The 23,661-nt window shown below is 68.6% G+C and carries 15 protein-coding genes and 1 tRNA gene; 7 read left to right on the forward strand and 9 right to left on the reverse strand.

Annotated elements, in window-relative coordinates:
* The first annotated feature begins 509 nt into the window (after positions 1 to 509).
* Complete coding sequence (locus BM066_RS06475) at positions 510 to 1,742, forward strand: serine hydrolase domain-containing protein (RefSeq protein WP_089925591.1); 1,233 nt, start codon at positions 510 to 512, stop codon at positions 1,740 to 1,742.
* A gap of 125 nt (positions 1,743 to 1,867) precedes the next feature.
* Positions 1,868 to 2,269, forward strand: coding sequence for a hypothetical protein (locus BM066_RS06480; protein WP_089925594.1), 402 nt, complete (start codon positions 1,868 to 1,870; stop codon positions 2,267 to 2,269).
* A 302-nt stretch (positions 2,270 to 2,571) separates the two neighbouring features.
* On the opposite strand, the gene BM066_RS06485 is transcribed toward BM066_RS06480, so the two are convergent.
* From BM066_RS06485 to BM066_RS06520, 8 genes are all read right to left on the reverse strand, one after another.
* On the reverse strand, positions 2,572 to 5,298 hold the full coding sequence (locus tag BM066_RS06485; protein ID WP_089925597.1) for a valine--tRNA ligase: 2,727 nt from the start codon (positions 5,296 to 5,298) through the stop codon (positions 2,572 to 2,574).
* A 150-nt stretch (positions 5,299 to 5,448) separates the two neighbouring features.
* Positions 5,449 to 5,979: a pole-organizing protein PopZ gene (locus tag BM066_RS06490; RefSeq protein WP_089925600.1), complete on the reverse strand. Its 531-nt coding sequence runs from the start codon at positions 5,977 to 5,979 to the stop codon at positions 5,449 to 5,451.
* A gap of 118 nt (positions 5,980 to 6,097) precedes the next feature.
* A complete protein-coding gene (locus BM066_RS06495; protein WP_089925867.1) occupies positions 6,098 to 7,606 on the reverse strand; it encodes a TolC family outer membrane protein in 1,509 nt (502 codons plus the stop codon).
* Positions 7,607 to 7,748: 142 nt separating this feature from the next.
* Positions 7,749 to 8,321 (reverse strand): protein-L-isoaspartate O-methyltransferase family protein, encoded by a 573-nt coding sequence (locus BM066_RS06500; protein ID WP_089925603.1) that lies wholly within the window; start codon positions 8,319 to 8,321, stop codon positions 7,749 to 7,751.
* A 115-nt stretch (positions 8,322 to 8,436) separates the two neighbouring features.
* Positions 8,437 to 9,816 (reverse strand): DUF6880 family protein, encoded by a 1,380-nt coding sequence (locus BM066_RS06505; protein WP_089925606.1) that lies wholly within the window; start codon positions 9,814 to 9,816, stop codon positions 8,437 to 8,439.
* A gap of 336 nt (positions 9,817 to 10,152) precedes the next feature.
* Positions 10,153 to 11,667 (reverse strand): tryptophan halogenase family protein, encoded by a 1,515-nt coding sequence (locus BM066_RS06510; RefSeq protein WP_089925609.1) that lies wholly within the window; start codon positions 11,665 to 11,667, stop codon positions 10,153 to 10,155.
* 10 nt (positions 11,668 to 11,677) lie between these two features.
* Positions 11,678 to 13,216 (reverse strand): tryptophan halogenase family protein, encoded by a 1,539-nt coding sequence (locus tag BM066_RS06515; protein WP_089925611.1) that lies wholly within the window; start codon positions 13,214 to 13,216, stop codon positions 11,678 to 11,680.
* 152 nt (positions 13,217 to 13,368) lie between these two features.
* Positions 13,369 to 16,446 (reverse strand): TonB-dependent receptor, encoded by a 3,078-nt coding sequence (locus BM066_RS06520; protein WP_089925614.1) that lies wholly within the window; start codon positions 16,444 to 16,446, stop codon positions 13,369 to 13,371.
* Between the two features lie 677 nt (positions 16,447 to 17,123).
* Between BM066_RS06520 and BM066_RS06525 the strand changes: the two genes are divergently transcribed.
* The 5 genes from BM066_RS06525 (at position 17,124) to BM066_RS06550 (ending at position 22,427) form a co-directional block, all read left to right on the forward strand.
* Positions 17,124 to 18,146 (forward strand): LacI family DNA-binding transcriptional regulator, encoded by a 1,023-nt coding sequence (locus BM066_RS06525; protein ID WP_089925617.1) that lies wholly within the window; start codon positions 17,124 to 17,126, stop codon positions 18,144 to 18,146.
* 62 nt (positions 18,147 to 18,208) lie between these two features.
* Positions 18,209 to 20,458, forward strand: a complete 2,250-nt coding sequence (locus tag BM066_RS06530; RefSeq protein ID WP_089925619.1) for a beta-glucosidase — start codon at positions 18,209 to 18,211, stop codon at positions 20,456 to 20,458.
* Between the two features lie 207 nt (positions 20,459 to 20,665).
* Positions 20,666 to 20,740: transfer RNA gene (locus BM066_RS06535), tRNA-Asn, on the forward strand.
* 352 nt (positions 20,741 to 21,092) lie between these two features.
* Positions 21,093 to 21,740: a DsbA family oxidoreductase gene (locus BM066_RS06545; protein ID WP_089925870.1), complete on the forward strand. Its 648-nt coding sequence runs from the start codon at positions 21,093 to 21,095 to the stop codon at positions 21,738 to 21,740.
* Between the two features lie 81 nt (positions 21,741 to 21,821).
* Positions 21,822 to 22,427 carry a sigma-70 family RNA polymerase sigma factor gene (locus BM066_RS06550; protein WP_089925622.1) on the forward strand — a complete coding sequence of 202 codons (606 nt, stop codon included), beginning with the start codon at positions 21,822 to 21,824 and terminating at the stop codon, positions 22,425 to 22,427.
* Between the two features lie 82 nt (positions 22,428 to 22,509).
* Here the strand turns inward: BM066_RS06550 and BM066_RS06555 are convergent, their stop codons facing one another.
* Entirely contained in the window at positions 22,510 to 23,454 is a 945-nt protein-coding gene (locus BM066_RS06555; RefSeq protein WP_089925624.1) for a DUF808 domain-containing protein, read from the reverse strand.
* Between the last annotated feature and the right edge of the window lie 207 nt (positions 23,455 to 23,661).

Raw genomic sequence — 23,661 nt, forward strand, 5'->3', positions numbered from 1 at the left:
GGATCGCGGATTTTTAACCCGCTCCGATGGAGGCCCCCGACGGGCGGGGCGTTGGCGCGCCCCGGACCGCCTGGGCGATTTCAGCCCAGGCCTGCTGGCTCGATCCGTCTATCCCCGGCGCCGGAGTTTCGTCGCGACCAAGGCGAACCTGCTCCGAACCGACCTGGAACGTCCTTGTGGGACACGACGGACAAGCCTTCCCGCTCGTCCACCCCCGAAGGCCGCATCGGTCGCCGTACGTGCGCCCTCCCCATGCCTCAGGTGCAAGCAGTATGCGGCCGGTCTGAGGGGGTGAGGACAGATCGGGTCGAGAAAGTTCAAGCTGCTGAATTGCTGAACTCTGTTCGCTATCCACCGAGGACAAGCCACCCAGCCGGGGACACGCGCTCACACGAAACCCCGCAAACCGGCCAGCGCATCGTCGTGAGTGCGTGGCCCCGGCGGCATGTGCGACTTGTCGCCTCCCGGGGATCGCCCTACCTCAGGTTCCGCAAAAAGGGAGTCGCCGCATGCGTCCGTGGATTTCGAGCTTCGCCATCGCCGCCAGCCTGGTGGTGGCCTCTCCCGGCCTCGCGGCGACGCCCCTCGCCCCGGCCGTGGCGACCGCGCCCGACGCGGCCCTGGCCGCCCGGCTGGACAAGGTGGTCGACACCGCCCTGGCCGAGCACCGGCTGGTTGGGACCGTCGTGCTGGTCGCCCGCGACGGCAAGGTGGTCTACCACCGCGCCGCCGGCCTGGCCGACCGCGAGGCGAACCGGCCGATGGGCGAGAACGCCGTCTTCCGCCTGTCCTCGGTGACCAAGCCGTTCGTCAGCGTGGCGGTGATGAAGCTGGTCGAGGACGGCAAGCTGAAGCTCGACGATCCGGTGACGAAATGGCTGCCGGACTTCAAGCCGAAGCTGGCCGACGGGACCACGCCGGTCATCACCCTGCGCCAATTGCTGAACCACACCAGCGGCCTGACCTACGGCCTGGCCGAGGCGCCGTCGCACCCCTACCACACGCTGGGCGTCTCGGACGGCATCGACCTGTCGGGGATCAGCCTGGACGAGAACATGCGCCGCCTGGGCCAGGCGCCCCTGGCCTTCCCGCCCGGCTCGGCCTGGCGCTATTCGCTGGCCATCGACGTGCTGGGCTCGGTGGTCGAGAAGGCGACGGGCAAGCCCCTGCCCCAGGTCGTGGCCGAGACCGTCACCGCGCCGCTGGGCCTGGCCGACGCCGGCTTCGTGGCCCGCGACCCGGCCCGGCTGGCGACGCCCTATGTCAACGCCCAGCCCGCGCCGACCCGGATGACCGACAACCAGGACGTCTCGCTAGGGGCCACGGCCGTGCGCTTCGCCCCCAGCCGCGCCACCGACAAGACCGCCTTCCCGTCCGGCGGCGCGGGCATGGTCGGCACGGCCGGCGACGTGCTGGCCCTGCTGGAGACCGTGCGCAAGGGCGGCGCGCCGATCCTGAAGGCCTCGACCGTCGCCGAGATGACCAAGGACCAGGTCGGGCCCCAGGCGGCGACGCAAGGCCCCGGCTGGGGCTTCGGCTATGGCTGGGCGGTGCTGGACGACCCGGCGGTCGCCAAGACCCCGCAGGCGGCCGGCACGATCGCCTGGGGCGGGGTCTACGGCCACAACTGGTTCGTGGACGGCAAGGCCGGTCTGACCGTGGTGATCATGACCAACACCGCCTTCGAGGGCATGAACGGGCCCTTCACGACCCAGGTGCGGGATGCGGTCTACGGGCGCTGATCGGAGTCGTTGAACGAACCGCGTTCGAACGCCGACCCATTTTGACCGCATCATCGTCCAGCCGACGCCCCATTGTCGCGTCAGCGTAACGGAAGGTCGGGGGACGTAACAGAATGGGAAACCGCATGCGTTCATTTCTGACCCTCGGCGCCGCCGCCGTAGCCCTCGCCATCGCCGCCCCGGCCCTGGCCCAGACCACGACTCCGACCGCCCCGGCTCAGGACCCGGCCGCGGCGACCCCCGCTCAGGATTCCACCACGGCCCCGACCGGAACCTCGGCGCCCACCGCCGCGACCGCCACCGCTCCGGTGACGGCCGGCCAGCCGGTCAAGGACAGCTCCGGCGCCATCATCGGCTCGGTCGCCGAGGTCAAGCCGGACGCCACCGGCAAGGCGATGGCCACCATCAAGATGGACGACAAGACCTTCGCCGTGGCCGTCGCCAACCTGGCCGTCCGCGACGGCGCCACCCTGATCAACGCCAGCAAGGCCGAGATCGAAGGCATGCTGGGCGGCGTGAAGAAGTAGGCAGGTCTGCTTCCCTCCCCCTTTGTGGGGAGGGCGATCGCATCTGGACTGGCTGAGAAAAGAGCTGTCATCCCGGACAAGCCCGGCGAAGCCGGGCGCTGATCCGGGACCGCCGCAAGCGCATGCGTTCAGGCCCCGGTCCCGGATCTTCGCGCTGCGCGCTCGTCCGGGATGACGATCGTATTTGGGCATATGCGATAACCCCCCTTTGTGGGGAGGTCGGGTGGGGGCTTGCTGAGTCAGGCCCCCACCCACCAGCTTCGCTGGTCCCCCTCCCCTAAAAGGGGAGGGAAAACATTAGATCAGCCCACCGCCTCCAGCCGCGCCAAGGCCGCTTCCAGCTTGGTCTTGGCGGCTTCCGCGTCGGCCAGGCGCTCGCGGTTCTCCTCGACGACCTCTTCCTTGGCCCGGGCCAGGAAGTCGGGATTGTTCAGCTTCTTGGTCGTCTTCTCGATCTCGCTGTCGAGCGCCGCGATCTCCTTGATCAACCGCGCCTTCTCGGCGGCCAAATCTATGAACTCGGCGACCGCCAGCGCGCCGGTCGCCTCGCCCATCACGAAAGGCACCGCGCCGGCCGGCGCGGCTTCCGCTTCGCGCGCGCTGTCCAGTCGCGCCAGGCTCAGCAGCAGGTCGCGATGCCGCGCCAGGCGCGCCTTGGTCTCGGCGCCCGCCCCGATCACGCTCAGCGGCGGCTTGGCGGCGGGCGGCACGTTGACTTCCTTCCGCAGCGAGCGGATCTCGCCGACCGTGTCGACCAGCCAGCCGATCTCGGCCTCGGCGTCGGCGTCGATCCAGCTTGCCGGCAGATCGGGCCACGGCTCGACGATCAGCATGCCCTCGCGCGGCGCGCCGAACTCGGCGGTCTTGTCCCACAGCTCCTCGGTGATGAACGGCATGACCGGGTGCAGCAGCTTGAGGATCACGTCCAGCGCCCAGGCGGCCGTGGCGCGGGTCTCGGCCTTGGCCTCGGCGTCGTCGCCGTTGAGGATCGGCTTGGCCAGCTCGACGTACCAGTCGCAGAACACGTTCCAGATGAACCTGTAGAGCGCGTCGGCGGCGTCGCTGAAGGCCGGGGCCTCCAGGGCCCGCGTCACCTCGGCGACGGTCTTGACCGTCTCGCCGCGGATCCACTTGTTGATCGGCTGCTTGACCGAGCCGGGATCGAAACCCTCGACGCGGACGCACTCGTTCATCTGGGCGAAGCGCGAGGCGTTCCACAGCTTGGTGCCGAAGTTGCGGTAGCCCTCGATGCGCTGCTTGGAGAGCTTGATGTCGCGGGCCTGGCCCGACATCGCCGTCAGGGTGAAGCGCACCGCGTCGCAGCCCAGCTCGTCGATCAGGACCAGCGGGTCCATCACATTGCCCTTGGACTTGCTCATCTTGGCGCCCTTCTCGTCGCGGACGAGGGCGTTGATGAACACCTGGCGGAACGGGACCTGCCCGTCCATGAAGTGGATGCCCATCATCATCATCCGGGCCACCCAGAAGAAGATGATGTCAAAGCCGGTGACCAGGGTGCTGGTCGGATAGAACCGCGCCAGGTCGTCGGTCTTCTCGGGCCAGCCCAGGGTCGAGAACGGCCACAGGGCCGAGCTGAACCAGGTGTCGAGGACGTCCTCGTCGCGCTTGAGGACCGGGGCCTCGTCGCCGTAGTGCAGGATGGCGGCGGCCAGAGCCTCCTCCTCCGTCTCCTCGACGAAGATGTGGCCGTCGGGACCGAACCAGGCCGGGATGCGATGGCCCCACCAGAGCTGGCGCGAGACGCACCAGGGCTCGATGTTGCGCAGCCACTCGAAATAGGTCTTTTCCCAGTGCTTCGGCTCGAAGACCGTCGCCCCCTCCTCCACCGCCTTCAGGGCGGGCTGGGCCAGGGTCTTGGCGTCGACGTACCACTGGTCGGTCAGGTAGGGCTCGATGACCACGCCCGAGCGGTCGCCGTGCGGGACCATGTGGCGGGTCTTCTCGATCTCGCGCAGCCAGCCCTCGTCCTCGGCCCGGGCGACGATGGCCTTGCGGGCCACGAAGCGGTCCAGGTTCTGGTACTCGGCCGGAGCGTTTTCGTTCAGCCGCGCGTCGGGCGTCAGGACGTTGATCGCCGGCAGGCCGTGGCGCTTGCCCACGCCGAAGTCGTTGAAGTCGTGGGCCGGGGTGATCTTGACCGCGCCCGAGCCCTTGGTCGGGTCGGCGTAGTCGTCGGCGACGATCGGGATGCGGCGGCCGACGATCGGCAGGATCACGTCCTTGCCGACCAGGTCCCTGTAGCGTTCGTCCGCCGGATGGACGGCCACGGCGGTGTCGCCCAGCATCGTCTCCGGACGGGTGGTGGCCACGACGATGAAGTCGCGGGTCTCGAATTCGGTCGCCTTGCCCTCGTCGTCGAAGACGACCGGATATTGGAAGGTCACGCCGTCGGCCAGCGGATAGGCGAAGTGCCAGTAGTGGCCGTCGACCTCGCGCTGCTCGACCTCGAGGTCGGAGATGGCGGTCTGGAACTGCGGGTCCCAGTTGACCAGGCGCTTGTCGCGATAGAGCAGGTTCTGCTTGTACAGCTGGACGAACACCTTGCGGACCGCGGCCGACAGGCCCTCGTCCAGGGTGAAGCGCTCGCGCGACCAGTCGCAGCTGGCGCCCAGGCGGCGCAGCTGGTGGGTGATCGCCCCGCCGCTTTCGGCCTTCCATTCCCAGACCTTCTCGACGAAGGCCTCGCGGCCCATCTCGCGGCGGCCGATATTGCCGGCGGCGGCCAGCTGGCGCTCGACGACCATCTGGGTGGCGATGCCGGCGTGGTCGGTGCCCGGCAGCCACAGGGCCGACTTGCCGCGCATGCGGTGGAAGCGGGTCAGCACGTCCTGCAGCGTGTTGTTCAGCGCGTGGCCGATGTGCAGGCTGCCCGTGACGTTCGGCGGCGGGATGACGATTGTGAACGCCTCGGCGCCCGGCGCCTGGCTGGGCTTGAAGGCCCCGGAGGCCTCCCAGGCGGCGTACAGGCGGGGCTCGACGGATTTGGGATCGAAGGTCTTTTCAAGCATGGCGCGGTGGGTATGCCATCTGCGGCCGCTCGGCGAAACCGGGGGCCTTGGTTCAACAGGGATATTTGGACGGAAAAAGGCGGCCGCCGGAGCGACCGCCTTTGAATTTTCAGGCGCCGCCGCCCGGACCGGCCGGGCGGGGACGCGTCGCTACACCCCGCGACCGCGGGCGATGCGGTGGACTTCTTCCTCGACCTTGGCCTCGACGATGCGCGGCAGGTTCTGGTCCAGCCACTCCTTGAGCAGCGGGCGCAGCAGTTCGCGCACCACGTCCTCCAGGGTGCGGCCGTCCTTGGGCATCAGCAGGGCCGAGCTCAGGCTGCCGAAGGCGCTGGCGGCCAGGCCGGCGGCGTGGTCGCCCACCAGGTTGTCGGCCACTTCCTCGCGCGAGAACACCGGCGTGGGGGCCGGTTCGGGCGGCGGAGGCGGCGGCGCGGGCTCCGGCTCGGGTTCCGGCGAATAGACGTCGATGTCGCCCATGGATTCGACCGGCGCGGGCGGCTCGATCGGATCGGTCAGCTCCAGGACGTCGTCCTCGGCCGGGGCCTCCTCGGCGACGGGCGCGGGTTCCGGTTCGGGCGCCGGAGCGGCCTCCGCCGGCGCGTCATCTTCCGAGATGATGCGTCGGATGGAGGCGAGGATTTCCTCCATCGTCGGTTCTTGGGGGCTCTGGTCGGACATGTGCGGGGCCGTCTCGAAGAGGGTACGAATCCTGGAGCGCCCTGGTGGGCGCTTACGGCGATGGTGCAGACTTGCGCGCCTTAAGCAAGCTCAAGGATGGGAGGCGCGCCATTTCGCCCTATTTGGCGCCGGTCTGGGCGGAGGGCGCGGGGGCGCTTTTCACGGCCGTCGAGGGGGCGCCGACCTTGTCGATCACCTGCACGACGGGCTCCCACGGCACCCAGCCGAAGGCGTGGTTGACCTTGTTGTACGACTTGACCGGATCGTAGCGCTCGACCTCGGGGGCCAGGTTGGCGACGTTCAGCACGCCCATGGCCTGCAGGACGCTGGCGCTGGCCACGTATTCGTCGCGGCGAGCCACCACCAGGGCGACCTCGGCGTTGGCCAGCTCCAGCTGGGCGTTCAGCACGTCCAGGGTGGTGCGCAGGCCGACCTGCTGCTCCTGGCGCACGCCTTCGAAGGCGATGCGGGTGGCGCGGACCTGCTCCTCGTTGGAGACGAGGTTGGCGCGCGAGGCCAGCAGGTTGTTCCAGGCGGTGGAGATCTGCTGCAGGGCCTGGCGCTGGGCGCTTTCCACCGCGACGCGGGCGGCGTTCTCGCGTTCCTTGGCGGCGCGGATCTCCGAGGCGTTCAGGCCGCCGGTGAACAGCGGCACCGAGGCGGTGACCGAGCCGCTGAGCGTGCGGTCGTAGTCGCCGTACTGGCGGCCGACGCTGTTGACCTCGCCGGTGTCCCAGCCCAGGCCCGCGCGAGCCGAGACGGTGGGGCGATAGACGGCCTTGGCGGCGGCGACGCGGGCCGCGGCCGCCTGCTGGGCGTAGCGGGCGGCCTGGATCTGCGGGTTGTTCTTGTCGACCAGGTCGAAGGCCTGTTCGACGCTGGCCGGCAGCAGGGCGGCCAGGGACGGCTCGGGGGCCAGGTCGGTCGGGTTCTGGCCGACCACGGCGGCGTAGGCCGCGCGGCTGGCGGCCAGGATGGCCTGGGCCGAGGACAGGCTGGCCTGGGCGGCGGCCAGGCGGGCTTCAGACTGGGCCACGTCGGTGCGGGTGATCTCGCCGACCTCGAAGCGCGCCTTGGATTCTTCCAGCTGGCGGGTCAGGACGGTGACGTTCTCCTGGGCGATGCGCAGGCGTTCCTGGTCGCGCCGGACGTCGACATAGCTCTGGATCACGCTGCCCAGCACCGACTGCTCGACGCTGCGCAGATCCTCGCGGCCGGCCAGGACGTCGGCCTCGGCGGCGGTCAGGTTGGCAGTGGCGCGACCGCCCGTATAGAGCGCCTGGCCCAGGCTCAGCGAGGCCCCGCTGCCGGCGGAGTCGGCGTGGCCCCGCGTGCTGGTGACCTGGCCGAAGACGTTCCGCGTCACCAGCGGATCGGCATAGTTAGTGTGGGTGCCGTTGATGCTGGCCGAGCCGCTGACGCTCGGCCGGAACGCCGTCTTGGCCTGGACCACGCCCTCGTCGGTGACGCGCTGGTTGGCGCGCTGGCCCTGAAGGGTGGGGTTGGTCTGGTAGGCCAGGGTCAGGGCGTCGACCAGGGTCTCGGCCCGGGCGGCGGAAGCCAGGCCCGCCATCAGGCCCATGCTGCAAGCTGCGGCCAGCAAAGCGGCCCGACGGCTGTTCGACATCAACTTCATTCCCCTCGAAACTCTCGCCAGACCCGGCGCGACGCCCGCGCCCTACAGGATCGGCTGTAAGACGAGAGACCCCAGGCCGCTAGTTAAGCTTTTTTCACGCAGGCGTTGCGCTTTAGTTTCTGAACCGAAGTCGTCAGAACGCAAAGCCCTGTTCGACGGCGAAGCCGGCCAGCATCGGCGGAGTGGCGTCGAAAACCGCGCGGCGGCCCACGCCGTCCTCGGCCCGGACATAGATCACGGCTCGCCCGACCGGACCGTCGCGCTCGATCACCGCCAGGCGGCCGCCTTGGGCCAGGGCCTTGGTCCAGCTGGCCGGAGCCCGCGGCACGGCGCCTTCGCAAATGATCAGGTCATAGCCTGAACCCGGCACGGTGGTCAGGTCGTCGCCGTCGAGGCGGGTGACCGCAAGGCCCATTTGCTCCAGCACGGCGGCGGCGTACGGCGCGGCGATGGCCAGGGCCTTGTCGCCCTCGCGCGGCCGCAGGTGCTGCAGCAGCTTGCCCACCTCGCGCGGGCGCAGCAGCCAGCGGCCGGGGGCGTATTCGACGTCGGCGTCGGCATAGGCCAGATAGCCCTTGCCGGCCGGGACGCAGGCCTCGCGCGGCACCACCCGCAGGGCGTCCTGCAGGGGCAGGTCGGTGACGTCGGCCGTGCGGATCTGGCTTTCGACCATGTTCAGGCGCGCGGCCGCGAAATCGGAGCTCATGGAATCCCTCGAAGGGCTGGAATTTTCAGCCCGCTTATAGGTCCGCCGCTCCCGTCTAGGCAATCGAGGGTTTGTACTAAGGCGACCGTAGGAGGCGAAGTCCCGGGGGCGACATTCACCACCGTCGAAACCCCGCCACCCGCGCGGCGAAGGCGTCGGCGTCCTCGTGGCCGTTCCAGTCGGCGATGGCGGGGGCCAGGGACGCGGCTTCCAGCAACTGGCGCTGGGCGTCCTTGTAGCGGGCCGTGCGGGCGTAGCGGGCGGTGTCCAGGATCATCGCCCGCAGCAGCAGGGTGGCGGCCAGGGGGTGGCGGCCCTCGATGGCCCGGGCGGCCGGCTCCAGCAGCTCCGGCCGGTCGCCGTCCAGGTCGCCGGACCGCCGCAGCACCAGCCGCGCGGCGCGGTCCCAGGCCGGCCAGCGGATCAGGAAATCCAGGGCGGCGTGGACGTCGTGGAAGTCCTCGGCATGGGCCAGGGCCCTGTCCTCGGCCTCGACGTCGTCGAAGTCGGGCAAACGCTTGAGGTGGTCGCGCAGCCGCTCGACCGACAGGCCGCGCTCGAAGCTGGTCCAGCGCATGTCCTGGGCCAGGTCGCCCTGCCCGCGCGCCTCCAGCACCTCGATATAGGCGTCCTCCCAATCCAGGGCCCCGGGGCCCGGCAGGCTCGGGCGGCCCAGCACGGTCCCGACCAGTTGGACGAACGAGCCGGGCGTCGAGCGGTCCAGCGCCGCCACGGCCTCGTCCAGTCGGCCCGCCGCGGCCAGCCGCCGGGCGATCTGGGCCCCGATCGGCGGCAGCACGGCCTGGGAGTCGGTGAACTGGGCGATGTAGCCGTCGACGTCGCCCTGGGCGTCGGCCAGCACCTGGATCGCGGCCTTCAGCGCGCCGCTGACCCGCTTCTGCGAGGCCATGGTCGTCTCGATCTGAGCCCGCAGCCGGGCCACGCCCTCGGCGCCCAGGGCCGGCAGGGCGTTCTTCAAGGCGCGAGGCCCAAGGCCCGCCCGGCCGTGCAGCAGCAGGTCCAGGAGTTGGTCGCCCAACGCTCGCGGGTCGGGCAAGGCCAGGGGCGCGATCGCCGCCAGGTCGTCGATGGCGGCGTCGAACACCGCCTCGATCTCGCCCTTGGCGTCGGCGGTGCGGTGGGACACGCCCTCGGCCAGGGCCACGAAGCCCAGCATCATCGGCAGGGCCGGGGTCGGGTCCAGCGCGGTCAGCCGCCCAGCGATCAGGCCTCGCAGCATGTCCAGTTCGCGCACGAACTCCTTGTGCTTGCGCCAGTGGATGCGGGCGCGGCTGTCGTTCACGGCCTCGAGGCGCTTGACCAGCTCGGAGACCAGGTCGTCGGCCCCAATGGCCGCGGCCAGCTCCAGGCGCAGGCGCCGCTTGATCTGGGCGTGGCCCTCGGCGACGTCGATCAGCAGGTCGGCCAGCCGCTCGGCGCCCAGGGCGGCCAGGTTGGCCGTCGTCAGGGTCTTCTTCGAGCCCGTACGCTTCACCGTCGCCAGCGGAGTTCTCCCGTCCGTGTCCGTTCGTCGACGAGCGAGTCGCCGGGTCCTTTCGCCTGTTTAGCACGACGGCCCGGACGGGGTCCGCACCGGCTGGATCGGGCTCAGGGGAGAACCTCGAACGCCAGAAGTTTCAACGGGCTCCGCCGGAAATGTTGTCGGTGGCGATCACCCCGGCCCGGCCCCATTCATCCGCTCATCCCGGCGAATGCCGGGACCCAGATGGAATGGCGGTGTGGTTGACGCCAACAGCGCTGAGCCCTTCCAGTCAGCCACACCGCTATAGGATCTGGGTCCCGGCATTCGCCGGGATGAGCGGGTTTAGGGTTAAGCCGAACGTTTGAAAGGCGCGGCCGGACAATGGGTTCTCAGGAACTCCTCGTGGCTGGGCAAGGTGGCCACGAAGTCGGCCAGCATGGGGGCGGACTTGTCCATCAGGTTCATGATCACGCTTAGCGGGATGCGGTCGACCAGCTGCTGGTAGCGGTCGGGCCGCACGCCCATGCCCTCCATCACCGACTGCCAGCTGGGGGCGCGGAACATGTCGTCGACGCCGTCGCGCAGCACCCCGGCGGCCTTGAACAAGGCGATGCGCTCCCTGAGGCTCTCGGGGATCTCCACCTGCTGGTACGCGCGCCAAAACGGCGTGTCGTCGCGCTTGGTGGTCGCATAGTGCAGGACGATGAAGTCGCGGATTTCCTCGTAGTCGACCGTCATGCGGCGATTGTATTCGGCCGCCAGGGTCGGGTCGGCGTCCAGGTCCGGAAAGAACCGCAGCAGATAGTCCATGCCCTTGTAGATCAGGTGCAGGGCGGTCGACTCCAGCGGCTCGATGAAGCCGCCGGCCAGGCCGATGGCCACGCAGTTCCTGACCCACAGCCGCTGGCGCATGCCGGTCTTGAACGGGATGATCGTCGGACCCAGCACCGTTTCGCCCTGAACCTGGCCGACCAGGGCGGCGACGGCCTCGTCGTCGCTGAGATACTTGCTGCAGAAGACGTAGCCGTTGCCCGACCGGTGCTGCAGCGGGATGCGCCAGCGCCAGCCGAAGTCCTGGGCCTGGGCCAGGGTGTAGGGATGCGGCGCGCCGACGTTCTCGGTCTGCAGGGCGACGGCGCGGTCGCAGAGCAGCACGTCCGTCCAGTCGCGGAACGGCTCGCCCAGGGTCTTGCCGATCAGCAGCGAGCGGAAGCCCGAGCAGTCGATGAAGAAGTCGCCGGCCGCCTCGCGGCCGTCCCTCAGGATCACCTTCGCGATCCCGCCGTCGGGGCGGGTGACCACGTCGGTGACGACGCCCTCGGTGCGCTTGACGCCCCGCGCCTCGGCGAACCTGCGCAGGTACAGCGCCACCAACCGCGCGTCGATGTGCAGGGCGTAGTTGGCGTTGGCGATCATCGTGCGCTGGGCCTTGGACGGCAGCATGAACTTGCCGGCGTCGGCCATCACCGTGGCCGGGGCGAAGTCCTGCAGGCCGGACGGATGGCCGTTCTGCTTGGCCCGCAGCCAGCACTGATAGAACTCGTTGACCTCCAGCGGCCCGCCGATCTGGCCGAACGGGTGGTAGTAGACGTCGCCCTTGGCGCGCCAGTTCTCGAACCGGATGCCCAGCTTGAAGGCGGCCTGGGTTTCCTGGATGAACTCCTGCTCGTTGATCCCCAGGGTGCGGATCAGCTGGAGGAACGGCGGGATGGTCGACTCCCCCACCCCGATGGTGCCGATCTCCTCGGACTCGACCAGTTCGACCTGCGTCGGGCCGTTCTGGAAATAGTGGCTGAGCATGGCCGCGCAGATCCAGCCGGCCGAGCCGCCGCCGACGATGACGATCTTGTTCAGGTGAGCCATTTGACGGGTCCTACTCGGCCGCGACCGGTTGTTGGGGTCGGGCGTACTGCTCGATGAAGTCGCCGTGGCTGCGGGTCGCGGCCACGGTGTCGGCCACCGCCTTGCGCATCTCGGCCAGGGCTCCGGAAAGCTGGGCGGCGTCGAAGCCGTCGACGCTGAGGTCGTAGGTCTGGGGCAACAGGCCAAAGCCGGCGTAGATCGCCAGCCAGCTGGGCGGGGAGAACATCTCCCAGCGATAGCGGACGAAGTGGCCCTGGGCGCGCCACAGGTCGATCTTCCTTTGCAGGGTGTCGGGAACCGCCATCTCGCGGCAGTGGGTCCAGAAGCCGGTCGTATCCGGACGCCGGTTGAGCTTGTAGTGCAGGATGACGAAGTCGCGGACGCGCTCCATCTCCAGGCGCGACATTTCGTTGAACTCGTCGACCACCGCCGGGTCGAAGTCGCGGCTCGGGAACAGCTGCTTGATCTTCTCGATGCCGGTCTCGATCAGGGCGATGCTGGTGCTTTCCAGCGGCTCCAGGAAGCCCGAGGCCAGGCCCAGGGCGATGCAGTTCCTGTTCCAGGCCTTCCGGCGACGGCCGGGATGGAAGCCGATCTTGCGCGGTTCGTGCAGCAGGCGCTCGTCGAGCGCGCCGGTCAGCACCGCCCTCGCCGCCTCGTCGGTGGTGTGACGGCTGGAATAGACGTAGCCGTTGCCCCAGCGGTGCTGCAGCGGGATGCGCCACTGCCAGCCGGCCGGACGGGCGGTGACGTCGGTATAGGGCGGCGGCGGCCCCTGCCCTTCGCTCTGAACCGCCAAGGCGCTGTCGCACAGCAGCCACTGGCTCCAGTCCTCGTAGCCGGTGTGCAGGGCCTCCTCGATCAGCAGGCCGCGAAAGCCCGAGCAGTCGATGAACAGGTCGCCGGCGATCGTCGCGCCGCTGTCGAGGGACACGGACTCGATGAAGCCGTCCTCGCCGCGCAGGTTGACCTTGACGATCCGGGCGTCCACGCGCCGCACGCCGTTCCGCTCGGCGACCTGGCGCATCAGCCGGGCGAACAGGCCGGCGTCGAAATGCAGCGCCCAGTCGAACACCGACAGCGTCGAGGGCGGATTGCGCGAGGGGGTGGTGAACTTGCCGCCGGCGGCCAGGCTGGCGCCCAGCGAATAGTCGCCGATCGGAACGTCCTCGCCCAGGGCGCGCAGCCGCATCCAGTAGTGATGGAACGCCACGCCCTTCAGGTCCTGGCCGTAGAGGCCGAACGGGTGGATGAACGACGCGCCCGGCGCGGTCCAGTCGTTGAAGCGGATGCCCAGCTTGCAGGTGCCACCGGTGGCCCGCAGCACGTCGATGTCGGACAGGCCCAGGGCCTGGTAGAAGCGGCGGATGGTCGGGATCGTCGCCTCGCCCACCCCGATCGTGCCGATCTCGGACGACTCGATCAGGGTGATCTTGACCGGCGCGGCGCCGAAATGCTGTTTCAGGCTGGCGGCCGCCATCCAGCCCGCCGTGCCGCCGCCGACGATGACGATGTCGCGGATACGCCGATCCTGCGCACGGTGCTGCATCCTGGCTCCCTACCTTTGATCGAAGCGCTGACCGGCTTCTTCTCGCGGGCTTCCAGCGCCCGTCTTGGTCGTCATGCTAACCGCCCGGCCTGGAAAAAGAAGCCGCTGCGACAGGGGATCGCAGCGGCCCAGGGAAAGGGTTTAAGTCCGGGTCACCACTTGGCGCGGACGCCGAGGGTGTAGCGCGGCTCGAACTGGTTCTGGCTGAAGTACTGGGTCTTACCCTCGGCGAACCGCACGTAGTAGTTCTCGATCTCGCCGGTCACGTTCGAGCCGTTGAAGTAGACCGTGACGTTGTCGCGAACGTTGTAGCTGACGTTCACGTCGACGAAGCCGGTGGCGTCCTGGAAGACCGCCAGATTGCCGCCGACACTGCCCGTGACGCTGTTGAGGCGGTCCGTCCGATAGTTGTAGGCGACGCGGGCCTGCCACTTGTCGTCCTGATACCAGCCCACGAGATTGTACTGGTACTTGGAGTTATCGGTGAACGGCAGCTTCTTGCCGTCATAGCCAAGACGCGACTCCGAGCTCGGCGAGTAGGTGGCGTTGGCGTCGACCCCGAAGTTCGAGAAGAAACCGCCATCGGGCAGCAGGTCGCTGAAGGCCAGTTTCGTGCCGGCTTCCAGACCCTTCACCGAACCGCCGTCGCCCTGGATGGGCTGGGTGACGTTCACTTCACGCGGCGTGCCGTCCTGGTCCTTGAAGGTGCCGCGGGTCGTGCCGCCGGTGACGAAGCTGTCGATCTTCAGCTTGAACACCGACAGGTTCACCATCGACGCGCGGCCGAAATAATACTCGACCGCCGCGTCGAAGTTCGTCGACCGCCATGGATCCAGTTGCGGGTTGCCCGACGAACTGGCGCCCGTCACGCAGCGGCCCGGCTTGGTGCCGCAGTCGGCGGTGGCGATGCTGAGGCCGCCGCCATAGTTCTGCAGGTCGAGGGGCTGCATCGTCTTGGAATAGGCGAAGCGCAGCTTCAGGTGCTCGTCGAAGTCGTAGGTCGCGTTCAACGACGGCAGCCAGTCGGTGTACTTGCGGCTGGTGACCGTGTCGCCGACATCCAGGTTGGTGTCGCCGTAGTTCTGGGTGTCGCCGGTCAGGTTCTGCTTCACCAGCAGGTGGGTCTGGATGACGCGAAGACCGACATCGCCCGACAGCTTGCCGATCTCGAAGTTGGCCGAGCCGTAGGCGCTCTGCTCCTTCAAGGTCACGTCATAGGTCACGCCCGGGATCTGATAGCGGACCGCCGCGCCGAACACCTTCTCCTGGAACGACTTCACGTCGTCGAAGTCATGCGGGTCGACGACCCAGAAGCCCGGGATGCCCTGGGTGATGGAGCCCAGGTCGTCCATCCAGATGACGTTGTTGTAGGCGTCGATCTTGGTCGGACGGTTGACCGTGTAGCCCTGGAAGACCGGCGCGCCGCCGGCCGGGTTCGGCACGAACTCGCCCGCCTGGCACTGGTTCTGGTCCATGACCACGTCGATGGCCTTCCACTGGGCGAAGCAGCCCGCGGCCGGCACGGGCGTGCCGTTGGCCTGAACCGCCCCCGGCGTGCCGCCATAGAACGGCGAGAACAGGTGGAAGGCTTCCACATTGACCGTTCGATCGCTCTGGCGAACGCCCGCGTCGATCTTGGTGATGAAGCCCAGGAACTTGTCGTCGAACTGGTAGTGTCCAGCGGCGCTGAACACGTTCATGTCCGAGTCGACCTCGTTGTTGCCTTCCGAGGAGAAGGCGCCGATCGCGTAGCTGTCCTTGTTGGCCATGTAGTCCTTGAGCGTCTTGCCCGCGCCCAGACCACCGACCAGCGGGCGGTCGAAGCCGCTCCAGATCGCCTTGTTGCCCCCGATGTTGTAGTGCAGCTGCGGGTTGGCGCCGTAGCCTTGCGGGTTCGGGTTCAGGTAGCAGCCGCCGGCGCTGCCGACGACGGCGTTGCTGCGCTGCGACGCCGGATACTGGGCGCAGATGGCGGCCGGATAGAACGGACCGCGCGTGCGGTCGGCCGCATTGCGGAACAGGTTGAACCGGCCGTCCGCGTATTGCCAGTTGCTCAGGTCGCCCTGGGCCTGGCCGTTCATGCTCAGACGGTTGCCGCTGGCCCGCACGGCTCGCACTTCGCTCGTGAAGGCGCCGCCGTTGTCGTATTTCAGTTCGAGGTTGTAGTTCTTGGTTTCCGACTTGGTGGTGCGGTTCACCGAGAAGCTGTTCACCCACCAGGCGTTGATGTCGTACTCATCGACCGCCAGCCAAGGACGGCCGTTGCCGGCCGGAGGCGGCGGGCTGCTGACGCCGGCGTTCTCGAACACGGTCGGGGTGGTCCAGACGCCGAAGGCGCCGCCGTCCCAGCGGTTGGAGATGTTGATGCCGGCGGCGCGGTTGTATTCGTCGAGCTTGGCGTAGAAGCCCTCGGCCACCAGGGTGAAGCCCTCGCCCAGGTCGGCCTCGAAGGCCACGTTGACGCCCAGGCGCTTGCGTTCCTGCTCGCGGTGGAAGCTTTCGAAGCCGTGTGGCGAGATGAAGTTGTTGGCGGCCGAGCCACCCCAGTCGTTGTTGCCCGACAGGCCGACGACGCCCGAAGAGTTGTTGCCGAGGTTGGCCTCGCTCTTGGCGGCGGCGATCATCAGGCCGACGCGGTCGTTGCGCCAGCTGACCAGGCCGTTGATCAGGTAGTCGTCATCCTTGGTGCGCTCGCCGCGCTGGCCCTCGAGACCGCCGGCGAAGTGCAGGCCCTCCTCCATCTGGAACGGACGACGGGTGCGCAGGTCGACGGTGCCGCTGATGCCCGACAGGGCGTTGCGAGGATCGGTCGACTTGTAGACGACGACCGAGTTCATCAGCTGGGCGGGCACGTCCAGCAGGTTCGGCTGGGCCGAGCCCATGTTGCCGGCGCTCAGATACTGCTCGCCGTTCAGCAGGGTGATCACCTGGGCCAGGCCGCGGATGTTGATCGTCGCGCCTTCGCCGGCGTCCCGCTTGATCTGGATGCCCGGGATGCGCTGCAGCGAGTCGGCGATGGTGGTGTCGGGCAGCTTGCCGATGTCTTCCGAGGAGATCGCATCGACGAGGGCGGTTTCGCGCCGCTTGACGTCGACCGAGCGCATCTGCGAGCCGCGGATGCCGGTGACGACGATTTCCTCGACCTGCGAGGGCTCGTCCGCCGCGGCCTGGGCGTGGGCGCCCGTGGCCAGGGCCATGGACGAGGCGCCGGCCAGCAGCGCCAGGGTCATGCCCCGGGTCCATGCGGACGGATTTGGTGGATTGGACAAGGTCTTCGCTCCCCAAGGTTTTTATGGCCGTTCTTGACCCGGCCTGTTTCGGCGCGGGCTGCGTCTTCGCTTCGCCTGCCGTCGGGGATCCCCAGCCTGCCCGGCGAGCCCCGTTTTCAAGCGAAAGTCCGTTGGCGACCCGGCGCCCCTCGACGCCCACGCTGGCTCACGCCCTCCCCAGCCGTGACTCAAGATCGACAAATGTCCCGTTCGTGTCAATCGAAATGTCAACGTTGTCATTCCACGATCGGACCACGCGAAACAGGCCCCGCCCGGAGGCTCGTCGACGCAGGGCGGAACCCGACCAGAGTTCATTTATGTATTGGATTTTCTAAGTATTTTTATCGCTCTGCCGCAGAACACCGCCATCTCTGAAAGATGCAAGGCCAAGCTATGCAAGCCAAAGTTATGCCCGACACGCTGAGATTCGGTCGGAAAGCTTCCCTTACGGAAGCCAAACCCTCGATCTGAAATGTCCAGTTTTGACCGATGGTGTCCCAATCAATGTCCATGCTAGACAAATTATGTCCCACCGCATGACATCGCTGTCGGACTGAGCTATGGCTTGGCCACGGGGCGGGCGGCGACCAGGATGGTTGAACGCGTGGCGACTACTTGAGTCTGGGTGCGACAAGGTCATGGCGACGATCCACGATGTGGCGCTGCGGGCGGGCGTGTCGCCCAAGACCGTCTCGCGGGTGATGAACGACCACGAGAGCGTCAGCGCCAAAACCCGCGAGCGCGTGCGCCTCGCCATGCAGGCGCTGGACTACCATCCCAACGCCGTGGCCCGGGGCCTGCGCGCCCAAGCCGCCCCGGCTGTCGGCATCCTGATGGGAGACCCCAGCGGCGGCTACCAGACCCGCATCCACCATGCCCTGATGGTCGCGTGCCTGCAGAACGGCCGCCACCTGTCGGCCGAGCTGGTCGAGGGCGACCTGGCCGGCTGGCAGGACCGCATCCGCGCCTTCGTGACGGAGGGCGGCATTCGCGAGATGGTGCTGCTGCCGCCCGAATGCGATTTCGCGCCGCTGAAGGCGTTGCTGCGCGAGCACGATGTGCGCTGCGTGCTGATCTCGCCGACCAGCCCCGATTCTCTGTCGCCCAGCATCGTGATGGACGACCGCGCCGCCGCCCGCGAGGTGGTCGAGCACCTGTTCAGCCTGGGCCACGAACGGATCGGCCACATCGCCGGCCATCCCGACCACGCCGCCAGCACCCTGCGCCGCAACGGCTTCAACGAGGCCTACGCCGCCGCCGGCAAGCCGCGACCCGATCCCGCCCTGATTGTTCCCGGCGACTTCAGCTTCAAGGGCGGCCTGGCCGGCGCCCAGGCCCTGCTGGACATGGACGATCCGCCGACCGCCATCTTCGCGGCCAATGACGACATGGCCGCCGCCACCTGCATGGAGGCCCAGCGTCGCGGCCTGAAGCTGCCCGACGACCTGTCGGTGGTCGGCTTCGACGACGCGCCGATCGCCGCCGCGATCTGGCCCTCCCTGACCACGATCCGCCAGCCCTTCGACCAGATGACCCAGCGGGCCATCACCGCCCTCAACGCCTGGAGCGCCAACGCGGCGCTCGGCAAGGCGGCGGCGACCATCCTGACCCAGCACAGCCTGGTGATCCGCGAATCCACCGGCCCGGTCCGCGCCGGCTAGAGCAGAAATCCGATCCGCGCGGCCGAGCCCTCTTCGCCCGCGCCAACCAAATGGGAGGTACTATGAACCGACAGTCCTGGCGGGGTCCGGCCCTGGCCCTCATGCTCGGCGCATCCGCCGGCGTCCTGGCCTCCACCGCCTGCGCCCAGGCGCCGGCCGCGCCCGCCGCCCGTCCCTGGCTCGATCCGAAACTGGACGCCGACACGCGCGCCGACCTGGCGCTCAAGGCCATGACCCAGGACGAGAAGCTGACGGTCATCTTCGGCTTCTTCGGCGCCGACATGGGCGCCAAGTACAAGCGCGTGGCCGAGGCTCTGCCCGGCTCGGCCGGCTATGTGCCCGGCGTCGCGCGCCTGGGCATCCCCGCCCAGTTCCAGACCGACGCCGGCGTCGGCGTGGCCACCCAGGGCGGCGAGCCCAACAAGCGCGAGCGCACCGCCCTGCCCTCCGGCATGGCCACCACCGCCACCTGGAACCCGAAGCTGGCCCAGGCCGGCGGGGCGATGATCGGCGCCGAGGCCCGCGCCTCGGGCTTCAACGTCATGCTGGCCGGCGGCGTCAACCTGGTCCGCGAGCCGCGCAACGGCCGCAACTTCGAATATGGCGGCGAGGACCCCTGGCTGGCCGGTCAGATGGTCGGGGCCCAGATCAAGGGCATCCAGTCCAACGCCATCGTCTCGACCATCAAGCACTACGCCCTGAACGCCCAGGAGACCGGCCGCTTCGTGCTGGACGCCAGGATCGGCGAGGCCGACCTGCGCACTTCCGACCTGCTGGCCTTCCAGTTCGCGATCGAGGACTCCGACCCGCATTCGGTGATGTGCGCCTATAACCGCGTCAACGGCGACTACGCCTGCGAGAACGACTTCCTGCTCAACAAGGTCCTCAAGCAGGACTGGGGCTACAAGAGCTACGTGATGTCCGACTGGGGCGCGACGCACTCCGGCGCCAAGGCCATCAACGCCGGCCTCGACCAGGAATCGGCCGGCGACGCCTTCGACACCCAGCCCTTCTTCAAGGGCCCGCTGAAGGAGGCCCTGGCCAAGGGCGAGATCAGCCAGGCGCGCGTCGACGACATGGCCCGCCGCGTTCTGCGCGGCCTGTTCGCCAGCGGCGTGGTCGAAAAGCCGGTCAAGATCGCCCCGATCGACTACGCCGCCCACGCCAAGGTCACCCGCGCCGACGCCGAGGAAGGCGTCGTGCTGTTGAAGAACGACAAGGGCCTGCTGCCCCTGCTGTCGACGGCCAGGAAGATCGCCGTGATCGGCGGCCATGCCGACGTCGGCGTGCTGTCGGGCGGCGGCTCGTCGCAGGTCTATCCGATCGGCGGCCGCGCCGTGCAGGGCGAGGGTCCGGCCAGTTGGCCCGGTCCGATGATCTACTTCCCCTCCTCGCCCCTGAAGGCGCTGAAGGCCCGGCTGCCCGGGGCCGACATCCAGTACGCCGACGGCAAGGACAGGGCCGCCGCCGCCAAGCTGGCGGCCGCCAGCGACGTGGTGCTGGTGTTCGCCACCCAGTGGAACGGCGAGGCCTTCGACAGCCCCCTGACGCTGGAGAACGATCAGGACGCCCTGATCGACGCCGTCGCCTCGGCCAACGCCAGGACCGTGGTGGTGCTGGAGACCGGCGGCCCGGTGCTGATGCCGTGGCTGCCCAAGGTCGGCGCCGTGGTCGAGGCCTGGTATCCGGGCTCGGAGGGCGGCGAGGCCGTCGCCAGCGTGCTGACCGGCGCGGTCGACGCCTCGGGCCGCCTGCCCGTCACCTTCCCGGCCGCCCTGGACCAGCTGCCCCGCCCGGTGCTGGACGGCGACCCGAAGAAGCCCGACGACCTGTTCGCGGTCGACTACACGATCGAGGGGGCGGCGGTCGGCTACAAGTGGTTCGACAAGAAGGGCCACCAGCCGCTGTTCGCCTTCGGCCACGGCCTGTCCTACACGACCTTCGCCTATGACAACCTCAAGGCCGAGGCCAAGGGCGGCGCCCTGACCGTCAGCTTCGACGTGCGCAACACCGGCAAGCGGACCGGCAAGGCCGTGCCGCAGGTCTATGTCTCGCCCAAGGCGGGTGGATGGGAGGCGCCGCAGCGCCTGGCCGGCTTCAGCAAGGTCGAACTGGCGCCCGGCGCGACCACCAAGGTCAGCCTGACGGTCGATCCGCGCCTGCTGGCCACCTGGGACGCCAAGGCCCACGGCTGGTCGGTGGCGGCCGGCGCCTACACCGTCGCCCTCGGCGCCTCGTCGCGCGACACGGCCGCCAAGGCCGACGTCACGCTGGCCGCCCGGTCCCTGCCCGTCGGCCCGATCAAGCCCTGAGCCGCCGCTTCGGAGGCCATTTGGTCGCAGGTGAAATTAAGATCTGATTAACCATAAAAGCCGAATTTCGACTGGTCTTTCTTGAAGACACCCCACATCACTGACTTTCCACAGCCCGGTCGTCGACCGGGCTGTTTTTTTGTCCGAATGCGCTTGCACCGAGTCAAATCGGCGGCTATCACCCGGCCTCTTCCTGAGGCGACCTGTTCCGCGGTAGCTCAGTGGTAGAGCAGCCGGCTGTTAACCGGCTGGTCGTAGGTTCGAATCCTACCCGCGGAGCCACCTCCTTTCGCGCGACGAGCGCGAAGGCGCACTCGAAGCTTCTCCCCTTCCGAGAAACGTTGATCGATGTCTGGCCTCCGGCGGCCAGGTTCGCGATCTCGCCGAATGCGCGTAAGGCCGCTCTCCCATGAAATCGTCATTCCCGCCCTTCTGGCGGGAATCCCTGATTCAGCCGACGGGCAAGCGCCTTGGCGCGCTGGCGCGCCACACTCCCGCACCTGCGGCGGGCAGAGGGGTTCCCGCCACAAGGGCGGGAATGACGGATTATGGAGGAGGACCCGAGCCCCCCGCACGCCGATGCAATCTTGGCCCTGACGCCTATATGTCGGATCTCGCCGCCACGGACCGCGCCATGACCAAGCCCCTGAAGATCGATTTCGTCTCCGACGTCTCCTGCCCCTGGTGCGTCGTCGGCCTGGGCGGGCTGGAGGCGGCGCTGGAGCGGGTCGGCGACATGGTCGAAGCCGAGATCCATTTCCAGCCCTTCGAGCTCAACCCGAACATGCCGCCCGAGGGCCAGAACATCGTCGAGCATATCGCCGAGAAGTACGGCGCGACGCGCGAGCAGTCGGCGGCCAACCGCCAGGCCATCCACGACCGGGCCGCCGCCGTGGGCTTCTCCATGGTCACCGACGAGAACAGCCGGATCTACAACACCTTCGACGCCCATCGCCTGCTGCACTGGGCCGGCCTGGTCGGCGACCAGAAGGCCCTGAAACGCGCCCTGTTCGACGCCTATTTCACCGACGGCCAGAGCCCGGCCGACCACGAGGTGCTGGTCACCGCCGCCATGAAGGCGGGGCTGGACCCGCACGCCGCCCACGACGTGCTGACCTCGGGCCGCTACGCCCAGGAGGTCCGCGACGCCGAGCGCCGGTGGCAGGCGGCGGGCATCAGCTCGGTGCCGGCCGTGGTGATCAACGACCGCTACCTGATCTCGGGCGGACAGCCGGCCGAGTATTTCGAGCAGGCCCTGCGCCAGATCGCCGCCGAGGCTTGACCGGCGGTTGGTCAAATATATTTACCGCGAAGCGGAGCCTTACCCGGTCGAGCGCGTTCATTCCCTGAACGGGAACACCGCATGACCCATCCGACCTCGGCCCAGATCACCGCGAAAGACATGACGTTCGAGCGCGAGCTCGTCAGCCTGATCCCACACCTGCGCGCCTTCGGCCGCTCGCTGACCGGCAACGCCAGCCACGGCGACGACCTGGCCCAGGACGCCCTGGCCAAGGCCCTGGCCTCGCGAAACTCCTACCAGCCGGGCACCAACATGAAGGCCTGGACCTTCATGATCCTGCGCAACGTCTTCTATTCGGAAAAGCGCCGCTCCTGGCGCTCGTGCGCCCTCGATCCGGAGCTGGCCGAGCGAACCCTGGTGTCGACGTCCAACCCGACAGCGGGCCTGGAGCTGGACGAACTGCGCCGGGCGCTGGACATGCTGCCGGCCGACCAGCGCGAGGCGCTGATCCTGGTCGGCGCGGCCGGCATGTCCTACGAGGAGGTCAGCGACATCACCGGCGCGGCGCTGGGCACCATCAAGAGCCGCGTCAGCCGGGCGCGCGACCGCCTGGCCCTGATCTTCGCCGAGGGCAGAATCACCGAGGACCACCAGCCGGCCCACGCCGCCATGGCCGCGATCCTCCGGCGTATCGACGACTATCGAGCGGCGTCCCGCGCGGCTTAGCTCAAAAATAATTGTCATCCCGGACAAGCGCCGCGCGCTCTCCGGGATGACAACGATCTGGGGCGAACGCGTGAAGCGCCCCTCAGGAGTGCGCCGCCTTCTTGCGCGGGATCAGGTGCAGAACGCCGACGATCGCGCCGCCGACGATGAGCCCCACCACCGCCGAACCCGCCGCCATGGCCAGCCAGCCGGTCACCGGGCCGACCACCGGAGCCCCGCCGGCCCAGTGCGACGCGCCCTCGACCCAGTGCGGCACGGGGGTCAGGTGGAAATGCTCCAGGCCGTGAACGATGATGCCGCCACCGACCCACAGCATGGCCGCCGTGCCGATCACGGTCAGGGCCTCCATGGTCACCGGCATGGCCTTGACCAGGCCGCGTCCCAGGGCCCGGGTTCCGGCGTTGGACCGCTGGGCCAGGTGCAACCCGATGTCGTCCATCTTCACGATCAGCGCCACCACGCCATAGACGGCGACCGTCAGCGCCACCCCGATCACCGCCAGGGCCGCGGCCTGGACGGCCAGGGGCTTGTCGGCGACGTCGGCCAGGGCGATGGCCATGATCTCGCCCGACAGGATCAGGTCGGTGCGGATCGCGCCATTGACCTTCTGCGCCTCGAGCTCGGCGCTGCTCAGCGCCAGGTCCTCGGTCTCCTCGCCGGCGATCTCGTGGTGCGCGAAGGCCTCGATGATCTTCTCGGTGGCCTCGAACGCCAGATAGGCGCCGCCGACCATCAGGATCGGCGTCACCGCCCACGGCGCGAAGGCGCTGAGGATCAGGGCGCCGGGCAGCAGGAACAGCAGCTTGTTGCGGAACGAGCCGACCGCGATCTTCCAGACGATCGGCAGTTCGCGATCGGGCGTGAAGCCCATGGCGTAGCCGGGCGTGACGGCGGTGTCGTCGACAACCACCCCGGCGGCCTTGACCCCCGCCTTGCCGGCGGCGGCGCCCACGTCGTCCAGCGAGGCGGCCGCCAGCTTGGTGATGCCGGCGATGTCGTCGAGAAGGGCGGCGAGGCCGGAGGGCATGGCGGATTCTCTTTTGGCGAAGGATCAAGTCAGGCGAATAGACCGGACCGCTCGCTCCGGTCGAGCCCTAACCCTCGCCCGGGACGCCCCCGGCGGCGCGTTCCCTCAGATTCCCTGCAATGATCGTCAGAATAAAATCAGATCCTGTGTCAGTTGCGATTTGAGAGCGGCGGACCAGATATGCGGGACGCCGACGCGGGGTCGGCG

Origin of the sequence: Caulobacter sp. UNC279MFTsu5.1 (assembly GCF_900114015.1) — a bacterium.
Taxonomy (GTDB): domain Bacteria; phylum Pseudomonadota; class Alphaproteobacteria; order Caulobacterales; family Caulobacteraceae; genus Caulobacter.

Bases quoted from the DNA above. Each gene is read 5' to 3' on its own strand.
- BM066_RS06480 (WP_089925594.1), top strand. From the start codon at position 1,868: ATGCGTTCATTTCTGACCCTCGGCGCCGCCGCCGTAGCCCTCGCCATC.
- BM066_RS06515 (WP_089925611.1), bottom strand. From the start codon at position 13,216: ATGCAGCACCGTGCGCAGGATCGGCGTATCCGCGACATCGTCATCGTC.
- BM066_RS06490 (WP_089925600.1), bottom strand. From the start codon at position 5,979: ATGTCCGACCAGAGCCCCCAAGAACCGACGATGGAGGAAATCCTCGCC.
- BM066_RS06550 (WP_089925622.1), top strand. From the start codon at position 21,822: ATGACCCATCCGACCTCGGCCCAGATCACCGCGAAAGACATGACGTTC.
- BM066_RS06485 (WP_089925597.1), bottom strand. From the start codon at position 5,298: ATGCTTGAAAAGACCTTCGATCCCAAATCCGTCGAGCCCCGCCTGTAC.
- BM066_RS06545 (WP_089925870.1), top strand. From the start codon at position 21,093: ATGACCAAGCCCCTGAAGATCGATTTCGTCTCCGACGTCTCCTGCCCC.
- BM066_RS06525 (WP_089925617.1), top strand. From the start codon at position 17,124: ATGGCGACGATCCACGATGTGGCGCTGCGGGCGGGCGTGTCGCCCAAG.
- BM066_RS06530 (WP_089925619.1), top strand. From the start codon at position 18,209: ATGAACCGACAGTCCTGGCGGGGTCCGGCCCTGGCCCTCATGCTCGGC.
- BM066_RS06500 (WP_089925603.1), bottom strand. From the start codon at position 8,321: ATGAGCTCCGATTTCGCGGCCGCGCGCCTGAACATGGTCGAAAGCCAG.
- BM066_RS06475 (WP_089925591.1), top strand. From the start codon at position 510: ATGCGTCCGTGGATTTCGAGCTTCGCCATCGCCGCCAGCCTGGTGGTG.
- BM066_RS06510 (WP_089925609.1), bottom strand. From the start codon at position 11,667: ATGGCTCACCTGAACAAGATCGTCATCGTCGGCGGCGGCTCGGCCGGC.
- BM066_RS06495 (WP_089925867.1), bottom strand. From the start codon at position 7,606: ATGTCGAACAGCCGTCGGGCCGCTTTGCTGGCCGCAGCTTGCAGCATG.
- BM066_RS06520 (WP_089925614.1), bottom strand. From the start codon at position 16,446: ATGACCCTGGCGCTGCTGGCCGGCGCCTCGTCCATGGCCCTGGCCACG.
- BM066_RS06555 (WP_089925624.1), bottom strand. From the start codon at position 23,454: ATGCCCTCCGGCCTCGCCGCCCTTCTCGACGACATCGCCGGCATCACC.